Origin of the sequence: Bacillus sp. S71, from assembly GCF_016625265.1 — a bacterium.
GTDB lineage: Bacteria > Bacillota > Bacilli > Bacillales > Bacillaceae_G > Bacillus_A > Bacillus_A cereus.
In genome coordinates, this window is record NZ_JACVUW010000001.1 from 674880 (window position 1) to 699146 (window position 24267).

Sequence of the window (24267 nt, forward strand, 5' to 3'; positions counted from 1 at the left end):
CATTGAACCTTATTTAAGAATATTCAAAGTTTAATTTTTGAGACGTTGCCTTTACTTAACATATAATTGTTGATTAGGATAAATTAGCTCTTGCTGCAATCCATTTTTTTCTTTAATTTCCTTAAGTGTCATACTAAATTTCCGTGCAATACTAACTAAAGTATCCCCTTTTTGTACGACATATAATGATGAAGAAACAACTTCATTTCTTTGTTCACTTAAAACAAGCAATGGGTTCATCGCATTCTTTTTCGCCATCGTCCATCTTCCTTGATGAAGTTCTAGATGTAAGTGTGCACCTCGCGATTCTCCCGTGTTCCCTACTTCTCCAATTTTTTCTCCTTTTGAAATATAATCCCCTTGAACTACATATCTCTTATTTAAATGTGCATACACAGCCTCATATTCTCCATGTTTAATAAATATAACGTTTCCATAACTACTTGAATAATAAGACTTTGTTACCTTCCCTTCTTGAATAGCTGACACAGGCGTGCCGATCGGTGCCGCTATATCTATACCGTAGTGTTTTCCATGTCTTGTCCCAAAATAATCACTTATCTGTCCTTCAACAGGCCATGCCCATTGATTTCCCTCTGCGTACACATGTAATTGAGATAAAAACAGTACTGTCAATAACATAACGCCGTATTTTAAAACTTTCATATACATCCTCCGTTTTCTAATTACCACCATACCTTCTCTATTTTGGTATATTACAGAAAAAAGTATACAAAAAAGAAAGTGAATCACTCCACTTCCTTCTCTTTCTTATCACGAAAAACGATTGCACTGCGATTATACTCTACATCTTTTACTTGTAATCGAGCGTTTATTACTCTAGCTACTGCAAATAAATAGTCAGATAATCTATTTACATACTTTAGAACAACTTCATTTATTTTTCCTTCTTTTTGTAAGGACACGATACATCGTTCTGCTCGCCTTACAACTGTACGTGCAATATGAATAGTAGCTGCCGACTCGCTTCCACCTGGTAAAATAAAGCGCTCTAGCGGCGGTGCTTCCTCTATATACGAATCAATCCTACTTTCTAAGTTTTCGACCATTTCAATTTTTACTTTATAAGGTATCTTCTCGCCTACTATCGCCAAGTCTCCCCCGCAATCAAATAGTTCATGTTGAATCGTTTCAAGTTCATTGTAAATATCTCCGAAAGGCCCGCCTTGTAGTTTAGTCATTGCATATCCGATATGAGAATTCGCCTCGTCTATTGTTCCATACGCTTCCACACGGATATCATCTTTATCAACCCTACCACCTATTACACTTGTCGTTCCTTTATCTCCTGTTTTTGTATATAATTTCATTTCTTCACAGCACCTCTCTTGTTATTCTTTATTCGAGCAACATAGAAAAAAGTTCTACCATTCTTTATTTAATTGAGTTTACAAAAAAATAAAAAACAGCAGAACTTTATTCATTATCAACTTTAAAAACGTATATCTAAATTATACGATTCGGTAAATAGACAGAGAATGTAGTTCCTTCTCCAACAACACTTGATACAGAAATTTTACCATCATGGCCTTGAACAATATTTTTCGCAATCGCAAGCCCGAGTCCTGTTCCACCTTTTTTCCCACGTGTTCTTGCTTTATCAGCTTTATAGAAACGATCAAATAAAAATGGAATATCTTCTTCTGGAATACCAACGCCCGAATCTTGTACTTCAAAAATGAGACCATTATTTTTCGTATCAATTACAAGTGTTACATGTCCGCCTGCGTTCGTATGACGTATTGCGTTATCAATTAAATTCGTCAATACTTGTTCCATACGATCTGCATCAAACGGGTATTGTTCAATTGGATTTTTGAAATCAACTGTTAGTTCAACTTCTTTATCCTTTGCGATCCCTTGGAATTTACGACCAATTTTTTCAACAAACGGATGTATGTCCACTTCACCTATATGTAACTCTACATTACCACTTTCCATGCGTGCTAAATCTAATAATTCATTTACAAGTTTACCTAAACGAACGGATTCATCATAAATGATTTGAACAAACTCATTAATTTCTTCTTTCGTTTGCACAATATCATCTAAAATTGCTTCACTATACCCTTGCAGCATGACCATCGGTGTACGAAGTTCATGCGATACATTCGCAATAAAGTCTTGACGCATCTTTTCAAGACGACGTTCTTCCGTCATATCTCGCAGTACTGCTACAGCCCCCCGAATTTTCGTTTGATTGTAGAGCGGCGTCATAAGAACTACATAGTTCCCTTTTTGTAAATTAATTTCAACAACTTGTTGTTGTTCGCTTTCTACAACGAGATGGAATAGTTCAACAAGTTCAGAAGGCAGTTTTTTACTGAGCTCTATCTCTTTTTCTTCTTGCCAAACTTGTAAGAAATGTTCAGCCGGCGGATTGATTACTACAACTTCACCTTCTTGATTTAATGTAATAACCCCATCTGCCATACTACTCAAAATACTTGCTAACTGTTCTTTCTCTTGCTGCAGGGCATTCATATTAAACTTCAACTGTTTCCCCATTTGATTTAAAGCCGTTGCAAGCTCACCAATCTCGTCCTGAGATACCATAGGAGCTTTCGCATCAAACTTCCCACGCGACACTTCAAAAGCAACCTCACGCATTTTACGAAGTGGTGCTGTAATTCGAGTAGATAAGAAGAATGCAAAGAAAGTTGTTAATATAATCGCAATCCCTGCTGATAAGAATATAAAATCAGTCGTTCTTTCCATACCTTGTATCGGCACTTGTAAAGATTCGTACACAAACACTGCACTTTGATTTTTTGATTGCACTGGTTTTCCGACAATCATAATATCATTTTCAGTATTTTTATTCTTTCTACTATTAGAGGCTTTTCTAATGTTATTCTTAATTTCTTTTTTGTCTGTAAACACAGCCGCTAACTCTTTATCTTCTTTTAAGTCATCCATTGTAAGAGTGACTAAGCCTTCTTGTTTCGGTGAAGAAGAGATTTCTTTACCATCTTCTACAATAATAATCCTTGAAAGTGGATCAGAGAATTTGTAAGCGATATTCTCAATCGTTTTTACATCGGCACCTTCTTCAATTAACTCTGAAACACTTGTTGCGACTTTTTGAAGCCTAGCTTCACTCATATCAACATAATACGTTCTAAAAAACTGTGAAAGTAAAATCGCAACAAATCCAAGAACAAACGAAACGAGAAGTAATATGGTCATCCATAACTTCCCTACTACACTTCTCCAAAGCATCAGTCGTTCACAACCTCAAATTTGTAACCTACACCCCAAACAGTAACAATCATTTTCGCTGCATCTGGTGATTTTTTGCTTAACTTCTCACGTAAACGCTTTACATGTGTATCAACTGTACGTAAATCTCCGAAGAATTCATATTGCCATACTTCTTTTAACAGTTGCTCACGATCGAATACTTTATCAGGAGCTTTCGCTAAAAATAATAGTAACTCATATTCTTTCGGCGTTAAGTTTACTTCATTACCATCTGCAGTAACACGGTGTGCATCGTTGTCAATTGTTAAGTGCGGGAATACAGTAACATCTTTTGTCGTTGTATCTTGTGTAAAGAATGTTGTTGGTACAGCACGACGTAATACCGCTTTCACACGTAGCACGACCTCACGTGGACTAAATGGCTTTACAATATAATCATCTGTTCCAACTTCAAATCCTTGTACTCTATTTACTTCTTCACCTTTTGCTGTCAGCATAATAATTGGTGTCGCTTTCTTCTCACGAACCCCTTTACATACTTCAATGCCATCTTTACCAGGCATCATAAGATCTAATAAGATTAAATCGTAATCATTTTGTAACGCCATTTCTAAAGCTGTATCACCATTATCTGCTTCTTCAATTGTGTATTGTTCTCTTTCTAAGTACATTTTCAATAAACGACGAATACGATCCTCATCATCTACAATTAAAATTCTTGATTCATTTTCCATCTCTACCCGCTGCGTACTCTCACTTCAGCGGTTCACACCTACCCTTCTTTACTATTATGTTGCGCTATTCTCGTTTATTTAAGCAATCTTCTAAATGTTTCACTTCCCATATTATGCTTCACAAGAATAATAAATTTTGTTCAATTTTTTTCCAAAACTATGTATTTTTTTTGAACAGTATATAATGTCCTCGACATCATTTTACAAAATCAACCGCTACTTTGTCATGTTTTTCTCAAAAAAGAAGAAAAGTTGACAAAAATAAAATAGGAAAGTGACATGCACTCTCCTATTTTATTTCTCTATGCATATGAATGTAAACCGGCAATAATTAAGTTTACTACAATAAAGTTAAACATAATAATTGCAAAACCAATTACTGCAAGCCAAGCTGATTTCTCTCCATGCCACCCTTTAGATAATCGTAAATGTAGTACTGCAGCATAAAAGAGCCACGTTATAAGTGCCCAAACCTCTTTCGGATCCCAGCCCCAAAAACGCGTCCACGCTATTTGAGCCCAAATCATTGCAAAAATTAACGCTCCTAATGTGAAAACTGGGAATCCAATTGCAATAGATCGATATCCGATTTCATCTAGTAAATCACTATTCGTATTATTTACTAACGGCTGAAGTGCTGCCGATACTCGCTTCCGTAAAACAAGTCTTAATACAATATAAAGTAATGTTCCAACTAACACTGACCAAATAACAGTATTTAATTTCTTCGCATTTACAATCGCTGGAACTTCAACTGCCGGTTCTAATTTATTTTCTGTCAGTAACTTCCCTTCATGCGGTCCAACTAAAGCCGGAAGATTGTACTTCATTTCCAGTTGCTGTTCATTTTTATCAACCCATTGAAACTTCGCTTCATATTTCATACTAGAAAATACCGTTGTTACTCCAATAAATCCAACTGTACAAACAAGTGTAAATACTACCGTCTCTAGCCAAAATGTCCGTTTACTTCTCGTTGATTGATCTACATTTTTTAATAAATACATAACGCCCGTAATAAAACTAATCGCTAAAATTGCTTGTCCTGCTGCTGCAGTCGTCACGTGAATATGTAACCAATTACTTTTTAAAGATGGAATAAGCGGAGATATTTCCCTCGGAAACATACTTGCATAGGCAATTAATAAAAGCGCAACTGGTAATGCAAATAGTCCAATTATACTTACACGGTACATAAAATACATTACAATAAATGCTCCTACAAGCATCATGCCGAAAAATGTACCGAATTCAAAAAAGTTACTAACTGGTGCATGCCCTGATGCGATCCACCTTGTAACAAAATATACTGTTTGTGCTATAAACCCTAAAATTGTAATTGTTATTCCTACATTTGCCCATTTATGACCCTTTTCTTTAATGGCTCCACCAAAAAATAGAGTCGCAATTAAATATAAAATAAATGCGGTAAAGAGAAAGTTACTACTTATTTGCACCATATCGTTTCCCCACCTTAACTAATTTTTTTATCGATTACTTTATCATTTGGCTGTGGAATTGCTGTACCTTCTATTACTCTTTCAATATCTTTCTTTAAACCGAACCAATTTTTATTCGTATGCCCTGCAATCCACCATTCATCATTAACACGTTGTATCCAAATACGGCGATGATTCCAATACATACCTTGAATGACACCAACCATAAATATAAACCCTCCAATACCGAGAATCCAAAGCGTTAAATCTTTTCTTACAGTAAGTGCTGTTGCATTTTGCATTTCAACACCTGCAAACGACATTTTATATTTGTTGTTTCCATCAGGTTCTATATTTTGCTGAATACCAACAAAACTCACTTCACCATCTGGTGTTTCAGGTGTAAACATTTTAAATACAAATGCAGGATTGTTCGGTAATTTCGTTTTTGTATTTGGTTTTCCATTCTCATCAAAATAAAAATCAGGAAAATAGCTTAATAGTTCTAGAGAATAACCATTTCCTAAATCATATTTTTCCTTAGGATTCGTTAAATCTACTTTAATCGGTCCCCATTTTTGATTATTTTCTTTATTTTGCAAGTTGAAGGACATACTTTTAAATTCACTTTCTTTATAATCCACTTGATACACTGCAAATTGATCAAATTTCAGTGGTTCATTTACTCGAATTTCCGCTTCTTTTACTTTTTCCAACTTTGGTTTTTGCCCTGCTATATTTTCGCCCACAGCTTTATATAATACAGCATTCGTTTGGAAGTTTTTCGCAATCATTTTATCGCCTACACGATCAATCGCTTCCTCAAAAACTTCCTTGTCCTTACTTTTATCATAAACTTCTTTTATAAATTTCTCGTTTTTTAAGTAGTATTGTCCATCCGTCCCTGGTATTTCTTTCGTTTCACCATCACGTAACCAAAGTGCTTCGTCTACGTACATACTCGGTAAAAAACGAAGCATCGCACCGAATAAAAAGATAATAAGACCGATATGATTTACATATGGACCCCAACGCGAGAAGCGTCCCTTTTCTGCTAAAACGTTTCCGTCTTCCACTTTCACTTTATAGTTTCTTTTCTTTAAATTCTTTTGCACTCTTTCCAGGTCACCATCTTTCGGTGTACCAGTCCCATATAATCTCTGTCTCTTTAAAAAGCTAGGATGTCTTTTTACGCCTTGCTTTTTTAAAGCTTTATAAAGTGGAATAACGCGGTCTAAACTACATATCACAAGTGAAATACCGATAGAAGCAATCAAAATCATATACCACCATGAACCGTATAAATTATTAAATCCTAATTGATAGTATAATTGCCCTAAAAATCCGTATTCTTGTTTATAATATTCAGCTGGTGCAATCCCTGGAGTTATGTACATTTCTTGCGGAAAAATAGTTCCTATCGCTGATGCAGCTAAAGTTATTACGATTAGCCATACACCCACTTTTACAGAAGAGAAAAAGCTCCAAATTTTATCGACTATCGTTTTTGTTTGCGTGAGAGATCTCCGTGCACTCCCCTCATAACGCATATCCAATAGTTTTGCATTTTCATTGCTTTCAAATGGTTTCCCGCAAGCTTCACAAAAAACGGTTCCTATCGGATTAACATGTCCACATTCACATTTAATTTCTTTCAACACTCTCACCGCCCCTGTCTCTATATGTACTATTGTATATTCTAACCTCGAGTTACCGCAATACTCAGAATTTTTAAACCAGAGGCACTATAGACACGCACCTCTTATGTAAAGGCTTTCTTTATTACGGAGTAATTTTCTTTAAATACCCTTCTAACTGTTCTTTCGTTTGTTCACCTATAATTTGCTCCACTACTTTTCCATCTTTATCAATCAAAAAGCTTGTCGGTAATGGACCTACTCCATATGTTCCTATAATCTTTTGTCCTTTATCAATAGCAACTGGGAATTTCAAACCATATTGGTTCACAAAGTTCTTTACTGCAATATCCGTTTCATCTGCATCTAACGCTATGATTTCAACGCCTTTTTCTTTATACTTTGGATATAATTCATTCATATAAGGCATTTCTTTTTCACAAGGTTTACACCACGTACCCCAAAAGTTTAAAAATACACCTTTTCCCTTTAAATCTTTTAGTTCAATTTTCTTCCCTTCTAAATCCGTCACAACAAAGTTAGGTGCTTCTTTTCCGATTTGCATTTTCTCTTTATTAGCAAAGAATCCTTGATAAAGGGTAAATCCTACAGCACCACATAAAATGAGTAGAATAATAACGCGAAATAATAAGCGATTTTTCTTCATATTACCTCTCCTCTCCTCGGTAAATGTTATGTATTATCTTCTGTAAATGTTGTATTGAATAAATCACCAGCAGAGCACTCCACTGGTGAATTTTTAACTCTATAGCTTATCTTGGCTTTGTAGAAGCAAGCGCGCGTAATTGTTTCACCTCATGTGGTGTCAATTCTCTCGCATCACCAGGTCGCAGGCTTCCTACTTCTAAGAAAGCATAACGTTCACGTTTTAATTTCACTACTTTACAGTCTAACGCTTCAAACATACGACGTACTTGACGGTTACGTCCTTCATGAATTGTTAATTGTACAATAGCCATTTCTTTACGCTTGTCCCAAGAAATAATTTTCACATGTGCTGGTGCTGTTTTACCGTCTTCTAGTGCAACACCGCGTTCTAACATGCGAATTTTCTCACCTGTTAATGGGCCTTTTATTTTTGCAACATACGTTTTTTCAACTTTATATTTAGGATGCATTAATATATTTGCGAAGTCCCCGTCGTTTGTCATTAATAATACTCCTGACGTATCATAATCTAGACGTCCGATTGGGAATAAACGTTGTGTAATTTCAGGGAAAAAGTCTGTTACAACACTTCTACCTTTATCATCTGATACACTTGAAATTACACCAGTTGGTTTATATAGTAAAAAATAAACAGGTTCTTCTTTTTCAAGAGGGATGTTATTTACTTCTACTTTATCTTGAGGAGTTACTTTTGTTCCTAATTCTTTCACTATTTTTCCGTTAACTTTCACTTTTCCTTGCTGAATTAATTCCTCAGCCTTTCTTCTCGATGCAATACCTGCTTGCGCAATCACTTTTTGTAATCGTTCCATTTCTTTTTTTCACCTCGAATTTATCTTACCTTACATTAGAAAGACTTGGCAACCGCATACGCTTTACGGTTATTCGCTCCGTCTCACTTAAACAACATAGCGATGATATTAAACATATAAAGGTCAAATCATGTTTTTATCCTTTATTATTGTCCATATTTTTCATATTTCTCACAATAAAAGTTCATCATTTTGTCAAAAATACCACATAAAAAAACCACTATTAAGCTACACCTTAATAGTGGTCGTATACGTATTATACGCGAAATAGCATAAAAAATGAATAGCTTTACTGAAACAATAGGGAAACAAAGACAATCGAGCAAATAATTCCGATTAAATCTGCAAAAAGACCTACTTTTAATGCATCTCCCATTTTTCTAATACCAACAGCTCCGAAGTATACTGTTAAAATATAAAAAGTCGTATCTGTACTCCCTTGCATCGTAGAAGCTAATCTCCCAATGAATGAGTCTGGCCCATATGTGGCAATTAAATCAGTCGTAATACTTAGACCAGCAGAACCTGAAATAGGGCGTATTAGTGCTAATGGAACGATTTCTGCTGGAACATGAATTAAATCTAGCATTGGCTTCATTACTGATATCATTGCATCTAGCGCACCTGAAGATCGGAATATAGAAATAGAAACAAGCATTCCAACCATAAACGGTAAAATGGAAATTGCAATTTGAATCCCTTCTTTTCCTCCCTCAACGAACGATTCATACGTCGGCACTTTCTTTATCGTGCCATATAAAAGGATAAAACCAATTACACAAGGGATTACCCATAAGGAAATTGTATTTACAATACTCATTTTTTCCGCCCCTTTCTACTCCTTCTTCGGTAAAAATAGCGGTCAATCCAAATCGCTCCAATCATAGAAAGTACTTGTGCAATAAATGTTACCCCAACAATTTCAGTAGGATTGGCTGATTCATACGTCATTCGAATTGAAATGACTGTCGTAGGAATTAATGTAATAGCTGATGTATTTAATGCTAGAAACGTCACCATAGAACGGCTCGCCGAATCCTTTCCTCCATTTAACTCTTTTAGTTGTTCCATCGCTTTAATACCAAGAGGGGTTGCTGCATTACCTAGACCAAAAAAGTTTGCCATCATATTTGATAGAATAAATCCCATGGACGGATGATCCTTTGGTATTTCTGGAAACAACCTTTTTACTATCGGCATAAAAAGTGAAACTAATTTTTTTAACAATCCGGCTTCCTCTGCAATTTTCATTAAACCAAGCCAAAATACTAAAACACTAATAAGTCCTATACAAATCGTTACTGCATCTTTTGCTCCGTCAAATACAGCCTTATTCACTTCTTCCATCGTTCCATTTATCATGGCGTATACAATCCCAATGACAGCCATCGCTACCCATACGAGATTAACCATCGTTCCCAACACCTATCATGTAAGAAAAAATTTCTTTCACATTATTCCAGTAAAGTCCCGTTGTAGCTACTAACTTCCGTTTACTATAAAATAAATTCCGTTCTCCAACTTTCTCATTGCCAACATAAACGTCTGTCTTTCCAACCTTTACTCCATCCTCAAGCGTTATACTTTTATCCAGTTCAACTTTTAATAACACGTTCTTTCTTTCCTCTTCAGTTAACGGCACGGAAAAACTATTCTTTGTATAAACATGGTTGGCATACTTCTTTTCATTTATTTCAGCAATTGCTCCTTGTCCTAAAACTTTCGTTTGTTTGAAACGTTCAAAACCTTTATCAAACAAATTCATATGATCATCCCAATCACTAGAAGCACTCAAAGTTACGACAATTAAATCTAGTCCATCTTTTGATGCCGTTGTAACAAGCGTTCTTCCTGCTTTCTTCGTAAAGCCAGTTTTTCCTCCTGTTGCAAATTCATAATAAGACGTTACCAACTTATGTTTATTTTTCCACGGGTAATCCCAAGAATCGGATTTATACGTTTTTGTTCCAAAGATTTTTTTAAATGACTCGTTTCCCATTGCATACTTTGTTAATAACGCCATATCGTAAGCCGACGAATAATGTGATCCATCTCCATCTAAACCATGAGGGTTTGAGAAGTGAGTATCTTTCATTCCAATTTCTTTCGCCTTTTCATTCATTAAATATACGAATCCATCTATACTCCCACCCACACTTTCAGCAATTACTTGCGCTGCGTCATTACCAGATCTAAGCATGAGTCCATATACTAAATCTTCTAACTTCACTTTTTGTCCAGGCTTTAAATAGATTGCTGATCCTTCCACCCTCACCGCTTCATTGCTAACTGACACCATTTCTTTCATCTTCCCTGATTCAGCAGCTAACAAGGCAGTCATAATTTTTGTTATACTAGCAATTTTTTGAGGTTCATGTTCTGCTTTTCCGTATAATACACGACCAGACTGTTGCTCCATTAATACAGCATTTCGAGCACTGACATTGCTGTTCATCTTTGCATATGTAGGAATTGGCATAACGCTTGCGTACATAATAAGAAGCGTAATGATTACACAAATTCGTCTCATATTTCTCCCCACGTCCTTTTGGCACTTTTTGTACAAGTGTATGCTTGGCCTTTTAAAATATGAACGAAATCTTCCTTCTGCTTCCATTAAAAAAGACGCAGAGAATTTGCGTCTAATATGGTGTCCATTCAATTTGTTTCGCAGTTTCAAACCTTTTTTCTACATCAGGCCAATTTACAACATTCCACCAGTTTTTAATATATTCATCTTTTCGATTTTGGTATTGTAAATAATACGCATGTTCCCAGACATCTAGTACAAGGAGTGGTATCGTATCCCATTGTGTAAATAATTGATGAAGTGTACTTTGCAAAATTTCTAACCTTCCAGACCGGGGCACCCAAACGAGAATTGCCCAGCCTGAACCTTCTACTTTAGAGGCCGCTTCTGTAAAATGTTTTTGGAAACGTAAAAAGCTCCCAAAATCTTGTTCGATTTGTTGTGAAAAAGCACCTCTTGGACTTCCACCACCGTCTTTTTTCATGTTATTCCAAAATATCGTGTGTAAGTAATGACCTGACCCATGAAAAGCCGCTTCTCTTTCCCAATGCTTAATTAAATCAAATTGATTTGTTTTTCTCGCTTCTTCCATCATCTTCTCTGCTTTATTTAACCCTTCCACGTAACTCCGATGATGTTTATCATGGTGTAACATCATAATTTCTTTAGAAATATACGGTTCTAACGCATTATACGGATAAGATAATGGCGGTAGTGTATGTCCTCCAATTGGAACAGCTCGTTCGCTATCCCCTCTTTCATATAATTCATATTCCTCTTCTTCTTGCATAAATACTTCCTGCAAGTGATGCTGAATATGTTCTACATCATCACTTATTTCATACATAAACTCTGCATCTGTTTCATACTCATGCTCTTTCATACGCTCTAACAACGTCTGAATTTTATAAGCAAGCATATGGACATCATACACTTCCATTGCGCGGCTATCTAATACGTGAAGAACACTTTCACACCAATTTTCTACTTCATGAAAGTAATCTGTAAATACACCTTGTTGATTCATGTTGCACCTCCCTAATGCTATCCACTTAACTATATTCAATGAAAATCCCTTATATAACTGTACAAAAGGAAAAGAAGCTAAGTCACCTTAGCTTCTTTTCCGCAATCAATATTTGTGTAACATCTTTGTCTGATAATCCGTCTCATAATATTCTAGTTCTTCACGCATCAATTGAAATTTACCTTCTAAACTCTTCATCACTTGCCCCAAAGATGCAGGTGGTGTTTGTTGAAAAACGATAGAATTTTTTCCTGTATATGCAGACCGACTATTTTCATACCAATAATCACTCTTCGGTGAAAAAAACTCTGCAATTACTTGATGGTAAATCTTATATAAAATTTTTTCAGCTGCTGTTTTTCGAAATGGCTGACTATTCAACAAAACAAAACATGCATCATGCCCTTCTTCGCAAAAAACGAGAAGTCGTCTCATTGATGCTAATAACCCTTTATAATATTGCTCGTTCCCTGCCGGTGTCTCCTCTAATAAAGAAGGCAACGTATGATAATTTACATAATTGGTTATTAAATGAATAGCATCTTCTAAAAATATAGAAACTTGTTCTGTTTGATTTTCAACCATCAAATTAGACATTTTTTCTCTCTCCTTTGCCATTTCACGCTATTTCTACTCTTTTATTTTTATGTAATTCAGCCAATATTTCTTGTACTTTCAACACCGTTCCCTCATCAAAATATTGTTGAAATTCTTCCATATTATTTAAATACAAACGTTTTTGCGCACGAAGCTCCCTATCTTTCACTAAACAACATATCGCTACAATATCGCGCAAATATATGTTTTGTTCTTCTACTTTATACACTGGATTTCCTTCAAAAGGAGTAATTTCTTGTAAAACTTCTTCAAAATATCGAACGTATAAAACCGAAAAAGTTTTCTCTTTATCATTTAATATATATGTCACTTCAGATCTGTTAAAAAAATCCTCTGATGTATTAGGTTTCGCTTTTTCTAACTCATATCCTACATAACCTTTTATAATCATATACTCCCCCCTCCTCCTTCTTTTATCTTATTCTAACTTAATTTTCTGATAAACAAAATATTCTTTTAAATATACCTATATAAAAAATAGCTCCCCTATACAGGAATTTACCTTTTTATTTTTCTTGAAGTTTGTCATAATAATATTATTGTCTCAGTTTTCTTACACAAGGAGAGTTGTATTTATGTCGTTTTCATGGAAACGTTTCTTACAAATCGGGAAAATTATCTTCCCATTTGTTGTATTAACAATTGTATTCTTTCAAGCAAAAAAAGAATTAGCGGGCATTTCTTTTTTAGAAGCGATTGATACAATTAAAAACATTCCAACTGGAGGAGTCTTTTTAGCAATTACACTTGGTGCATTCGCTGTATCAACAATGTTCTTTTATGACTATGTTATGCTTCGTTACTTAAAAGCTGATATTCCTGTCCAAAAGATTTTCCGTATCTCGTGGATTGCTAATACTTTAAATGGATTTATCGGGTTTGGTGGTCTCGTTGGAGCCGGCGTACGCACAATGCTTTATCGTCCATACATAAAAGAAAATGGAAAACTTATTAAAAGTATCGCTTGGATGACAACTGCCTTTATTAATGGATTAGCCATTCTTTCATTTCTTGGTCTTATCGGAATATTAGACACGAGATTTATTTTGCATGAAAAACCATGGCTATGGCCTGTTCTTATCTTCTTTGCTCTTTTCGTTCCTATATATATCGGGTTTTCTAAATTAAAAAATAGAAAAGCGACGCAAACAGAGGGACAAGAAGAAGAGGAGAAAAACCCAACCGTTTTATACTCATTAGTTTCATTAGTCGAATGGGTATCTGCTGGTATTGTTATGTACGTCATATTATTATTATTTGGCATTGAAATCGAATTCCAAAAGTTTTTAGGCGTATATGTCATTGCTGCTTTAGCTGGTGTCGTTAGTCTTGTTCCTGGTGGCCTTGGATCATTTGATCTTGTCTTCTTAACTGGGCTTGGGCAATACGGCATCGATACAGGTGTTTTACTCCCTGCTATGTTATTATATCGTCTCGTCTATTACATCTTACCATTCTGCCTTGGTCTCATTTTTGCAGCTTTTGAAATGACAGGAGTAGCCATTAAAAAGTTTGAAGATAAACCTTTTATTGCGCCTGCATTAGAGACAACTGGTGTTATATGGACTTTGCAGCGTGACTTTCTAGGAAAGTTAGGTTCTTGGGCATCTGCTGCTTTAACAGTATTTGCTGGCTTAATGGTTATTTTATCAACCATTCTACCGACAAGTATAAATCGGGCACACGCCTTACATATTCTAGCTCCAAAACACCTTATTCAATTTTCTTTTAGCTTATCGCTAACATTCGGTATTCTCCTACTCATTCTTTCACGGGGGATATATTACGGAACAAAACGTTCTTATTATATGACGATTGTTTCTTTAATTGGAGCGGCTATTTTTAATACACTAAAAGGAATTGATGTTGAAGAAACGTTTATTTTATTAATCGTACTCGCTGTATTGTATATGCTTCGTAAAAGGTTTGTACGTGAGAAAATGGAAGTCTCACTTTCCGATATCGTAAAAGTTTTTATATTCCTACTTGTAACGTTATATTTATATAAAAACTTAGGTATTTTATTTGCAGGTGCAAAGGAAGCTTTCAAACCTGATTTTGTCGTTCGTAATATTACACAAGTGAAACGAAGTGCATTAGCAGCTGCCTTTTTTGTTCCTACTTTTTTACTAATTGGTTCACTCATTGCAAATCGTTATCGAAATGAATTTCCCGGGCAACCAGCTAATGATAAAAGATTACAAAACTTCTTAGATGAACATGGTGGAAACGTACTTAGTCATTTAGGTTTTTTAGGAGATAAACAGTTCTTTTTCAGTAGTGATGGAAAAGCACTCATTCTCTTCTCAATAACTGGAAAACGACTTATTGTACTAGGTGATCCAATTGGGGACCCTTCCTCCTATCGTACTGTACTGCAAGAGTTTTTAGCTGAGGCTGATCGATTTGGATACATTTGTGTATTCTACCAAATTGAAAGTAAATGGATGAGTTTATATCACGATTTTGGTTATAACTTCTTTAAGCTCGGTGAAGAAGCTGTTGTTGATTTAAATACATTTACAATAACAGGAAAGAAACGCGCTGGCATGCGAGCTACTTTCAACCGTTTTGAAAGAGAAGGCTATACATTCTCTATTCACGAGCCACCTTTCTCAGACGAATTATATGAAGAGTTAAGAAAAGTTTCAGATGCATGGCTTGGTGGAAAAAAAGAGAAAGGTTTTTCACTCGGATACTTCGATCGTGAATATATTAGTCGTGCTCCTATTGCAACATTATCTGATGCAGATGGAAAAATTATTGCATTCACAACATTCATGCCCGTATATCAAAACGGATCATTATCTGTCGATTTAATGCGATATTATCCAGATGCGCCTAGCGGCATTATGGACGCAATTTTCATCCACTTATTCCAGTGGGCAAAAGAAAATGAATACCACTCCTTTAATATTGGTATGGCACCACTTTCAAATGTTGGTTTATCCACACAGTCTTTCTGGTCTGAACGAGTGGCTGCTGCAATCTTTAATAACGTTCGTTATACGTATAGTTTCAGCGGATTACGACATTTTAAAGAAAAATATAAACCAGCATGGAGCGGTAAATATTTAGCATTTAGGAAGAATCATTCTTTACCAATTACAATGCTCTCTGTAACAAAATTAATAGGAAAAAGAAAAAACAGCTAAATTCTTAGCTGTTTTTTCTTTTTTGAACTTGTACAATAAATTCTTTTTCATACTTCTTACCATTTATATAGAAATTCCCCCACATTTTATACGTGCCCTCGGCAGGAAATGTAATCCGGTATTGTAATTGCTCATCCGTATCTACAGGCATAGCGTATAAAAAGTTCTCCTTCGTTTCATCCACGATATAGAGTGACTCTACTTCTCCTCTCTCTGAATGTAATTTCAATTTTTCACCCTTTTTCGCTTGAAACTGAAATGTTAACGTAACTGGTTCATTCGGATGTAATGCGCCAAATAAAAGAGAAACTTCATACTCTCCTATTTTTTTTGTAAGTACACTGTCGATTGGAAATTTCACTTTTTTCTTATTGTTCTCCTCTTTCGTTCTACCAAAATCTTTCCTAGCGAATGACTCTACGGACTTATTTTTATCTTCGTATAAAAATATTGTATATTCTTCGTCTTTCGCTATTTTGGAAGATAACTTATATGACCCGTTCCCTGCAAATGTAGGTTTAATTTGTTGTATGTGTTTTAACTGTCCATCTACAATCACTGCCCGAATTTGATCATTTACACCACGAATTTCATTATTCTTTTTGTTTAACAACTGAAATACAATATCTACTTTCTCATTTCCCTTTCCATTTGACACATCCCACTTTACTTCCTGAACATCTCCTACAGTCTCTTCGTTTTCTTGATATTTTTTTATGTAAAATCCTCCTGCCACAATAAGTACTAACGCAATAAGTCCAATGACAAGATTTTTCAAAACATCACCTACCATTTTTATTGTCTCTGTTCATACAAAACTTCTTAAGGTATATATTCTAGATTATGATTTATGAAATCCTCCTATTTTGCACATATTACAAATAATAAAAAGATTTTAATTGAAAGGATTCGTAGTGTATAATGCAAATGATATTGATTTCTATCAATACATTATAAGGAGGACTTTTCATGAGTGTACATATCGAAGCAAAACAAGGCGAAATCGCTGAATCTATTCTATTACCTGGTGATCCATTACGTGCAAAATATATCGCTGAAACATTTCTAGAGGATATTACTTGCTATAATAACGTACGTGGTATGTTAGGTTTCACTGGAACTTATAAAGGAAAACGTGTATCTGTTCAAGGTACAGGTATGGGTGTTCCTTCTATTTCTATTTATGTAAACGAATTAATCCAAAGCTACGGAGTTAAAAATTTAATTCGCGTTGGAACTTGCGGTGCAATTCAAAAAGATGTAAAAGTTCGTGATGTTATTATCGCAATGACGGCTTGTACTGATTCTAATATGAACCGTTTAACATTCCCAGGATTTGATTTTGCACCAGCTGCAAACTTTGATCTTTTAAAGAAAGCTTACGATGCTGGAACTGAAAAAGGATTACACGTTCGTGTCGGTAACGTTTTAACAGCAGATGTGTTTTATCGTGAAAGCATGGACATGGTTAAAAAACTTGGAGATTACGGTGTATTAGCAGTAGAAATGGAAACAACTGCTCTTTACACATTAGCAGCGAAATACGGTGTAAATGCATTATCTGTATTAACAGTTAGCGATCACATCTTCACTGGCGAAGAAACAACATCTGAAGAGCGTCAAACTACATTTAACGAAATGATTGAAATCGCTTTAGATGCAGCAATTCAACAATAATACACTAAAGAACTTGTCATACGTCTGGCGAGTTCTTTTTATGTGACTTTTTATAAATAACTATTTTATAAAGAGACAGATTTCTCCCCTCTACTTTCTTGTAACGTTTGTTATAATAAAGTGAAACTTTAATCAGTGGGGATTTTTCCCATTCTCCATTGATTATTAGTTGAACCAATCAGGATTTTACGGGCAGTTGATCTCCCGCCTAACTCCCTTGTATTTGCCGAATTTTGAAGTAGGAGTCTTATTACCTGTTAAGGCGGGATAAAGAAATCATTTACAGTATTTCTCATAAGAGGTGACGCAGTGAAAAACAGAAGTATCGTCTTTAAACTATTTTTATTAACATCAACTTTATTTACAATAATATTCCTACTTTTTTTCCTAGGACAATCTCTATTTTTAGAGAAATTTTATATTAATAAAAAAGTAAAAACAGTTCAAACTGCTTTTGAAAAATTCGTAGATAATTATGACAAAAGTGATAAAAGTTATGAGAAAGTTAGAAAACTAAAACAAGAATTTCATGATAAAACAAATGCCGATATGCAGTTTTTGGATTCTAACGGTATTATTAAAAGTGATAACAATTACTATATCGATGTATTTAATCCCAACAATAATAAACAGTATTCCATTCCACTCAATAATCTTTTAACACCAGAAGAATATAATAAATTCGAAAATTTAGGTTTAAAAAAAGATGTAATAATTAATGTTGATGGAGTCGTACAAGAGAATAATATAATCACACCACAAAAATTAGGAACGAATTATAATCAATGGCAAAACGAACATTTCTATTCGGATTTTCAGTCGATTAATGGTAATCCTTCCAAAAATAGACTTACAAGCCGATACAAATCTACAACTCGCATCGTCTTTACAGGTGTTATAACTAAGTTACAGCTCCCATCAAAAGCTGAGGTTCGTCTTGCAAATGATATTGAAACATTACAAGCCGTTCAATATTTTGCAGATATTATTAGAGATGGCACTTCTAACTCGAACCAATTAAACACGTTCATATTAGATGGTGGCGAAAATATAAAAAATAGTATCTTTGTAAAACCGATTATAGAAAACGGAAAGATTACAGAATATGCTTTTGCGATAGCATCTTTGCAGCCTGTTAATGAAGCGATGCTCGTTTTAAAAGATTATTATGTTTATGCCTTAATTATCGTGTTTCTCGTTATTATTTTGTTATCCTTCTACTACTCAAAAATCATTGTTAAGCCATTAATTAAAATAAATCGTGTTACAAAAAAAATGGCTAATTTTGATTTCAGCGAGAAATTACCTGTTACAGCTGACGATGAAATTGGCGGGCTTTCTGGCAGTATCAATACATTATCTGTAAATTTAAAAGATCGAATCGATCGATTAAATGTCGCTAATACAAAGTTACAACAAGATATTGAACGTGAACGTCAATTAGAAAAAACAAGAAAAGAATTCATTTCTGGCGTGTCACACGAATTAAAAACACCACTGAGTGTAATTAGAAGTTTTGCAGAAGGAATTAAAGATGGTGTTAGTAAGGATACTTCGTATTATACTGATGTTATTTTAGAAGAAACAGAAAATATGAACAGGCTGATTGTTGAAATGTTAGAATTAGCAAAGTTGGAATCTGGTACTTACAAACTAGATATGACGACGTTCTCAATCGGTGAATTAACGCAACAAGTCTACACAAAATTATTATTTAGCATGGAAGAAAAACATTTACAAGTGAATGTCGATGCAGACCCTTCTATACTTGTTAAAGCAAATCGTAGCCGTATTGAGCAAGTAGTTGTGAACTTACTAAGTAATGCAATCCGTTATACGCCAGATGGAGAAAAAATACAAGTCTCTATTATAGAAGCAGAAGATACCGTAAAAGTCGAAATCGAAAATACAGGAAACCCTATCCCTGAAGAAAGTCTTGAAAAAATTTGGGATCGCTTCTATCGTCTAGATGCATCACGTAGCCGTCACACTGGAGGTACCGGTCTCGGATTATCTATTGTTAAAAACATTTTAGACCTCCATCATGCCGAATACGGTGTGTATAATACGACTAACAGTGTTGTATTCTATTTCAATTTACAAAAAGTAAAAGAAGTCAAATAATTTGTCTTAATTTCACTAGGAGTTCACATGAAATTCACACTCTCCCTTTATAGTAAGAAACAAGTTAATCCTTTCCTTTACACATATAAAAGAGGAGAGTGCGTGAAATGAAACAAGCAGGACAACCTATTCAAAATGAAAAACAATTAGAAACTATCAAAAATATACTTTTACAATCTTCGAAACGTGATGGCTTATTATTCGTATTAGCTGTAAATTCTGGCTTAAAAGTAAGTGAAATCTTACAATTAAAAGTTAGTGATGTAATCGATGAAAATGAAAATGTTCGCCATTCCATTTTATTTTACAATGAAAAAGTGAAGAAACATAAATGGTTTGCTGTAAATGAAGACTTACAGCACGCAATCGAAGACTACATGAAAGAACGTAAAACTTGGAAACGTAATGAACCATTGCTAAAATCTCAAAAAGGAACAAAATCTATTACGAGACAACATGCATGGTACATTTTAAACAAAGCTGCAAAAGAAGTTGGATTAGAAGGGATTAGCTCACATACACTTCGAAAAACTTGGGGTTATTGTGCATACAAATCAGGTGTTGATATTGCATTTTTACAACACTTCTTTGATCACAGTACTCCATCAAAAACTTTAAAGTATATCGGTATTGCTTAATAACTCTTATACATAAAAAAGGTTACCATTTGAAAATTTGGTAACCTTTTTTATATTTCATATTCTCTTTTCTTGTCTCTCCTATACTGTAGTGGTACTCTAATACTAAGGGGGAGAAATTATGAACACACTTACAATTGAATTACCAAAAGAAACGGCTGAAAAACTTGATTTATTAAAACAAGCTTATGAAAAGAAAACAGGTGCTTCTATCTCTGAGAGCACTCTCGTTCAAACACTTATCTCAAAAGAATTTATCCAGGCGATAACTCCTTTTGATTTACAACAATTTGTCAACGGAAAAGAACAGCATTAATGCTGTTCTTTTTTTATCTCTATTTAAAATATACAAAGTTTTTTATATATTTTTAGAAAAACCATTGACAATGATAATGATAACCATTATCATTTATTGTGAAGCCAACAATTGATGAATCAACCAAACGCTCAGTAACATTGTTACCCCTCTTTTTCATATAGAAAGGCACTGTACATTCCCCCTGTTTGTACAGTGCCTTTCTTGTTTATTATCATTCAAAAAAATTTAATTGCTCCGGCTTCGGCTCACCATATGTAATGTTCATCATTTTCATAAGCTGTTTCGCATTATCTGCTGCATCCCCACCTGAATTGTTGTTAAACAGTACGTATATATCCTTTGTTTTCTTTTTTAATTGCTCTAGTCGTTCAACCCATTCTTCCAGTTCTTTATTGTTGTAGCGATATAAACAGCGAACCGCTCTCCAATTTTCCCCTTTATCAAGCCAACCATGAACATTTCGACCGTGAAAACGTATTAATGCCATGTCTGAATTCGTAACCTCTAACACGAGTGGCACAGAACCTATCCCAGCCTGTGGTTCATCACAAATTGTATGAACCCATTTCTCCTGTTCTAGAAACTGTAACGTCTTATCTCTCATTTCTGGATAAAACCATGTTTGATTTCGAAATTCTATTGCACATGGTAAACCTTCCATTTTTTCTTTCGTATATCGAAGAAAATCTACATTTTTCTTTTTGCAATCAAACCATGGTGGATATTGAAATAAAATTGTTTTTAATTTATCAGCTTCTAATAAAGGAAGAATAGACTGTTTATACACATCAAACATCTCATCGAACGTAGAAAAAGGAATTTCACCTTTCATATGTCCTGTCATTCCTTGATACGCTTTTACGACAAAAGAAAAATCTTTCGGCGTTTCCATTGCCCATTTTATATAATTTCGTGCAGGTTGCATCGCGTAAAATGAACTATCCACTTCCACAATAGGAAAATACTCGCTATATGTTCGTAATTTATTTCTATTTTCATAGGAATCTATGTATAAAGAATTATGATCTCCCCATCCTGTCACTCCAATGAACAGCACATATATCCCTCCCTTTTTAACTTCATCTTCTATTCACTTTCCAAACACTTTGCATCATGTAGCCTTTTCTTTAAGAGTATCCTTATAAAAATATGATATACTATATGGAAGAATTTTTAAAATGAGGGGTTATTTATTTATGCTTCCAAACGATGCTACTGTATCTCATGAAAAACGAATTGAAGAACTAGAAAATAAAGTACGTTTTTATGAAGAACTTGTGAATCAATTACCACATCATTTCACATACAAAAATCCACATATTGGTTTACGAATAAAGAAAACCAGAACAACTCATTCCATTCAAGAAATACCAAAAGAAAATAAAGAAGCTAATTTTCAACTTACTTGTGATTCATTATTTTTATTTGAACAACTTGAAAAACACTTTGTTCATATTTTTGATGCCTTTTCACATCATGTAACCTTTGTCGATAGTAAAGGGAATATTACTTTATGTAATCAAGTTGCCGCAGATGATTTCGGTGTAATACGTAATGATATTATTGGAAAACCAATTCAACAATTACTAAACTTGCCGGAAGAAAAAATTAAAGCAATTGAAACATTAAGAACGGGAACAGAAATATATAATGAAGAAGTTTTAGACAAAAATTACGGTATTATAAATAACCGAATTATTCGTGATTATAACGGTGAGATTTTTAGAGTTATTAGTGTCTTTCATTATTTAAATACAGAACGTGATGCAGAGAAGTTTTCGTTAGCAGGGCGAATCGCAGCTGGAATTGCACACGAAGTACGAAATCCTCTTACAACAGTACGAGGATACTTACAATTTTTACAAGAAAGCGTTTCTACATCAAATCAAGAGTTATTTAAAAACTTGCTTATCCCTGAATTAGATCGTGCAAATAATATTATTACAAAATTTTTAGCTGTTTCAAAAACACGGGAATTTACAAGAGAACCGTTTCCGATCAATACATTTTTACGTGACTATATTCAACAGTTACTAGCTAGTGAAGTCTCCTTGCATAACATTTCAATTGATTATAACTTCTCTAATGAATTAGATGATATTTTAGTCAATATTGATCGACATGAACTTGTTCAAGTGTTTTTAAATCTATTTCAAAATGCCGTCGATGCTCAAGGCGACAAACCTCTTTCTATTCAAATCACTAGTTATCGCCTTGATAACTTCGTTCGGATTACTTTCACAGATAATGGAATTGGTATTCCTCCAGCTATTCAAGAATATATCTTTGATCCATTCTTCTCAACGAAGGATTCGGGAACAGGACTAGGCTTGTCAGTAACAAAAAAAATCATCCAAAATCATAACGGTACGCTCAAAATGACTAGTGCTCCAGACGGTACAACCTTCACTATTTCTATTCCGATTTTACCTAAAGTAAATCGTGAAGCAATTAACTTATAAAATGATAATGCTGTTCTATGAACTCCCTTTAATTGTTAAGCAAACTCTAACAATTAAAGGGAGTTTTTTTATGCTAATTTATTCTCTTTAAAACATATAGATTTTTCTCTACTTTTTTATTATTCGTGTTAGGTAGGTAAACTTCTTATTTTTTGAGAAATAGTAGTTTGTCCATCACGAATTTAATTTGAATTTCATTTTAATATATAGTAACGACTATTTATTCTATGAAAGAAAGGAATGAAAAGATGAACAATAAAAATAAAGGAAAAGTATTTTATGGTAATGATTGTTGCGAAGTAAGAGCATGTAGCCATATTAACATCTCTAAGTCAGAACTTACAGAATTTGTTAGACTTCTTCAAGCTCTTGGTCAAGCTATTCAAGCTGTCTTCCAAAACCCTTCTCAAAATAATATTGATAATCTGATTAACGTCTTAAATAATCTCCAACGATTCCTCAATTGCTTAGATTTGTCTCCTGCACAAAAACAAATTGCAAATTCTATTATCGCTAATCTGTTAACTATTTTAAGAACAACACCTTTTTCATGTGGGGCATTATACGTTGAACTACAAAGCCTGCTTAATTATTTATTGTATATCGCTAAGTTATTCAAAATTGATTGCTGTGCTATCGATAATCTCGTTAAACTCATTTCAGAAATTCAAGCTATCTTAGTTCAATATGGATCTGGTTGCCTAGGTGGAGGAACTACTGGTGCTACGGGGGCTACTGGGGCTACTGGACCTCAAGGCGCTACTGGACCTCAAGGTCCGGCGGGCGCTCAAGGCGCTACTGGGGCTCAAGGTCCGGCTGGTGCTCAAGGCGCTACTGGGGCTCAAGGACCTCAAGGTGCTCAGGGACCAGCAGGTGCTCAAGGTGCTACTGGACCTCAAGGTGCTCAAGGTATTCAAGGGCCAGCAGGCGCTACGGGGGCTACTGGTGCTCAAGGCGTTCAAGGGCCAGCGGGCGCTCAAGGCGCTACTGGCGCTCAAGGCGTTCAAGGGCCAGCAGGCGCTACTGGTGCTACTGGCGCTCAAGGCGTTCAAGGGCCAGCGGGCGCTACTGGCGCTCAAGGTGCTCAAGGGCCAGCAGGCGCTACTGGTGCTACTGGACCTCAAGGTGCTCAAGGGCCAGCGGGCGCTACTGGTGCTCAAGGTGCTCAAGGTGCTCAAGG

The 24267-nt window shown here is 34.9% G+C and carries 23 protein-coding genes; 7 read left to right on the forward strand and 16 right to left on the reverse strand.

Going from position 1 to position 24267, the window contains the following annotated elements; all coding sequences use genetic code 11:
• Window positions 1–51: 51 nt before the first annotated feature.
• The 14 genes from IBT51_RS03270 to IBT51_RS03335 form a co-directional block, all read right to left on the reverse strand.
• Window positions 52–666, reverse strand: coding sequence for a peptidoglycan DD-metalloendopeptidase family protein (locus tag IBT51_RS03270; protein WP_000866228.1), 615 nt, complete (start codon window positions 664–666; stop codon window positions 52–54).
• A gap of 83 nt (window positions 667–749) precedes the next feature.
• A complete protein-coding gene (locus tag IBT51_RS03275; RefSeq protein WP_053564894.1) occupies window positions 750–1331 on the reverse strand; it encodes a cob(I)yrinic acid a,c-diamide adenosyltransferase in 582 nt (193 codons plus the stop codon).
• 136 nt (window positions 1332–1467) lie between these two features.
• On the reverse strand, window positions 1468–3243 hold the full coding sequence (resE, locus tag IBT51_RS03280) for a sensor histidine kinase ResE (protein ID WP_000964683.1): 1776 nt from the start codon (window positions 3241–3243) through the stop codon (window positions 1468–1470).
• Complete coding sequence (gene resD / locus IBT51_RS03285; RefSeq protein WP_000426861.1) at window positions 3243–3959, reverse strand: DNA-binding response regulator ResD; 717 nt, start codon at window positions 3957–3959, stop codon at window positions 3243–3245. The genes resE and resD overlap by 1 nt, the downstream gene beginning before the upstream one ends.
• Before the next feature lie 302 nt (window positions 3960–4261).
• The gene (gene resC / locus IBT51_RS03290) at window positions 4262–5419 is read right to left on the reverse strand and encodes a cytochrome c biogenesis protein ResC (RefSeq protein WP_200458008.1); all 1158 of its coding nucleotides are present in this window, start codon (window positions 5417–5419) and stop codon (window positions 4262–4264) included.
• A gap of 14 nt (window positions 5420–5433) precedes the next feature.
• Window positions 5434–7059: a cytochrome c biogenesis protein ResB gene (gene resB, locus IBT51_RS03295; RefSeq protein WP_200458009.1), complete on the reverse strand. Its 1626-nt coding sequence runs from the start codon at window positions 7057–7059 to the stop codon at window positions 5434–5436.
• Window positions 7060–7180: 121 nt separating this feature from the next.
• A complete protein-coding gene (resA, locus tag IBT51_RS03300) occupies window positions 7181–7702 on the reverse strand; it encodes a thiol-disulfide oxidoreductase ResA (protein WP_000742194.1) in 522 nt (173 codons plus the stop codon).
• A 106-nt stretch (window positions 7703–7808) separates the two neighbouring features.
• The gene (rluB, locus tag IBT51_RS03305) at window positions 7809–8537 is read right to left on the reverse strand and encodes a 23S rRNA pseudouridine(2605) synthase RluB (protein ID WP_000440553.1); all 729 of its coding nucleotides are present in this window, start codon (window positions 8535–8537) and stop codon (window positions 7809–7811) included.
• Between the two features lie 289 nt (window positions 8538–8826).
• Window positions 8827–9357: a spore maturation protein SpmB gene (gene spmB, locus IBT51_RS03310; RefSeq protein WP_000029514.1), complete on the reverse strand. Its 531-nt coding sequence runs from the start codon at window positions 9355–9357 to the stop codon at window positions 8827–8829.
• Window positions 9354–9950: a spore maturation protein SpmA gene (gene spmA / locus IBT51_RS03315; RefSeq protein WP_000247810.1), complete on the reverse strand. Its 597-nt coding sequence runs from the start codon at window positions 9948–9950 to the stop codon at window positions 9354–9356. The genes spmB and spmA overlap by 4 nt, the downstream gene beginning before the upstream one ends.
• A complete protein-coding gene (locus tag IBT51_RS03320) occupies window positions 9943–11067 on the reverse strand; it encodes a D-alanyl-D-alanine carboxypeptidase family protein (protein WP_001252626.1) in 1125 nt (374 codons plus the stop codon). The genes spmA and IBT51_RS03320 overlap by 8 nt, the downstream gene beginning before the upstream one ends.
• A 112-nt stretch (window positions 11068–11179) precedes the next feature.
• The gene (locus IBT51_RS03325; RefSeq protein WP_200458010.1) at window positions 11180–12094 is read right to left on the reverse strand and encodes a superoxide dismutase; all 915 of its coding nucleotides are present in this window, start codon (window positions 12092–12094) and stop codon (window positions 11180–11182) included.
• 105 nt (window positions 12095–12199) lie between these two features.
• Window positions 12200–12691 carry a YpuI family protein gene (locus tag IBT51_RS03330; RefSeq protein WP_000067551.1) on the reverse strand — a complete coding sequence of 164 codons (492 nt, stop codon included), beginning with the start codon at window positions 12689–12691 and terminating at the stop codon, window positions 12200–12202.
• Between the two features lie 22 nt (window positions 12692–12713).
• Complete coding sequence (locus IBT51_RS03335) at window positions 12714–13103, reverse strand: hypothetical protein (RefSeq protein ID WP_053564895.1); 390 nt, start codon at window positions 13101–13103, stop codon at window positions 12714–12716.
• Window positions 13104–13287: 184 nt separating this feature from the next.
• On the opposite strand from IBT51_RS03335, the gene mprF reads away from it, so the two are divergent.
• A complete protein-coding gene (mprF, locus tag IBT51_RS03340; RefSeq protein ID WP_000010853.1) occupies window positions 13288–15867 on the forward strand; it encodes a bifunctional lysylphosphatidylglycerol flippase/synthetase MprF in 2580 nt (859 codons plus the stop codon).
• A 4-nt stretch (window positions 15868–15871) separates the two neighbouring features.
• Here mprF and IBT51_RS03345 read toward each other — a convergent pair whose 3' ends face one another.
• Complete coding sequence (locus IBT51_RS03345) at window positions 15872–16660, reverse strand: hypothetical protein (protein WP_000232602.1); 789 nt, start codon at window positions 16658–16660, stop codon at window positions 15872–15874.
• A 176-nt stretch (window positions 16661–16836) separates the two neighbouring features.
• On the opposite strand from IBT51_RS03345, the gene deoD reads away from it, so the two are divergent.
• The 4 genes from deoD to IBT51_RS03365 all read left to right on the forward strand — a co-directional run bounded on the left by deoD (window position 16837) and on the right by IBT51_RS03365 (window position 20622).
• Window positions 16837–17544 carry a purine-nucleoside phosphorylase gene (deoD, locus tag IBT51_RS03350; RefSeq protein ID WP_200458011.1) on the forward strand — a complete coding sequence of 236 codons (708 nt, stop codon included), beginning with the start codon at window positions 16837–16839 and terminating at the stop codon, window positions 17542–17544.
• A gap of 309 nt (window positions 17545–17853) precedes the next feature.
• Window positions 17854–19668: a sensor histidine kinase gene (locus IBT51_RS03355; RefSeq protein WP_069355308.1), complete on the forward strand. Its 1815-nt coding sequence runs from the start codon at window positions 17854–17856 to the stop codon at window positions 19666–19668.
• 107 nt (window positions 19669–19775) lie between these two features.
• Window positions 19776–20306, forward strand: coding sequence for a tyrosine-type recombinase/integrase (locus IBT51_RS03360; RefSeq protein ID WP_000806236.1), 531 nt, complete (start codon window positions 19776–19778; stop codon window positions 20304–20306).
• Between the two features lie 121 nt (window positions 20307–20427).
• Window positions 20428–20622, forward strand: a complete 195-nt coding sequence (locus tag IBT51_RS03365) for a DUF3924 domain-containing protein (RefSeq protein WP_001094860.1) — start codon at window positions 20428–20430, stop codon at window positions 20620–20622.
• Window positions 20623–20836: 214 nt separating this feature from the next.
• On the opposite strand, the gene IBT51_RS03370 is transcribed toward IBT51_RS03365, so the two are convergent.
• Complete coding sequence (locus tag IBT51_RS03370; protein ID WP_000897364.1) at window positions 20837–21682, reverse strand: DUF72 domain-containing protein; 846 nt, start codon at window positions 21680–21682, stop codon at window positions 20837–20839.
• Between the two features lie 139 nt (window positions 21683–21821).
• Between IBT51_RS03370 and IBT51_RS03375 the strand changes: the two genes are divergently transcribed.
• Window positions 21822–23087 (forward strand): ATP-binding protein, encoded by a 1266-nt coding sequence (locus IBT51_RS03375; RefSeq protein ID WP_053564899.1) that lies wholly within the window; start codon window positions 21822–21824, stop codon window positions 23085–23087.
• A 248-nt stretch (window positions 23088–23335) separates the two neighbouring features.
• Window positions 23336–24267 (forward strand): collagen-like repeat preface domain-containing protein (locus IBT51_RS03380; RefSeq protein ID WP_200483272.1); only part of this gene is annotated, 932 nt, incomplete at its 3' end.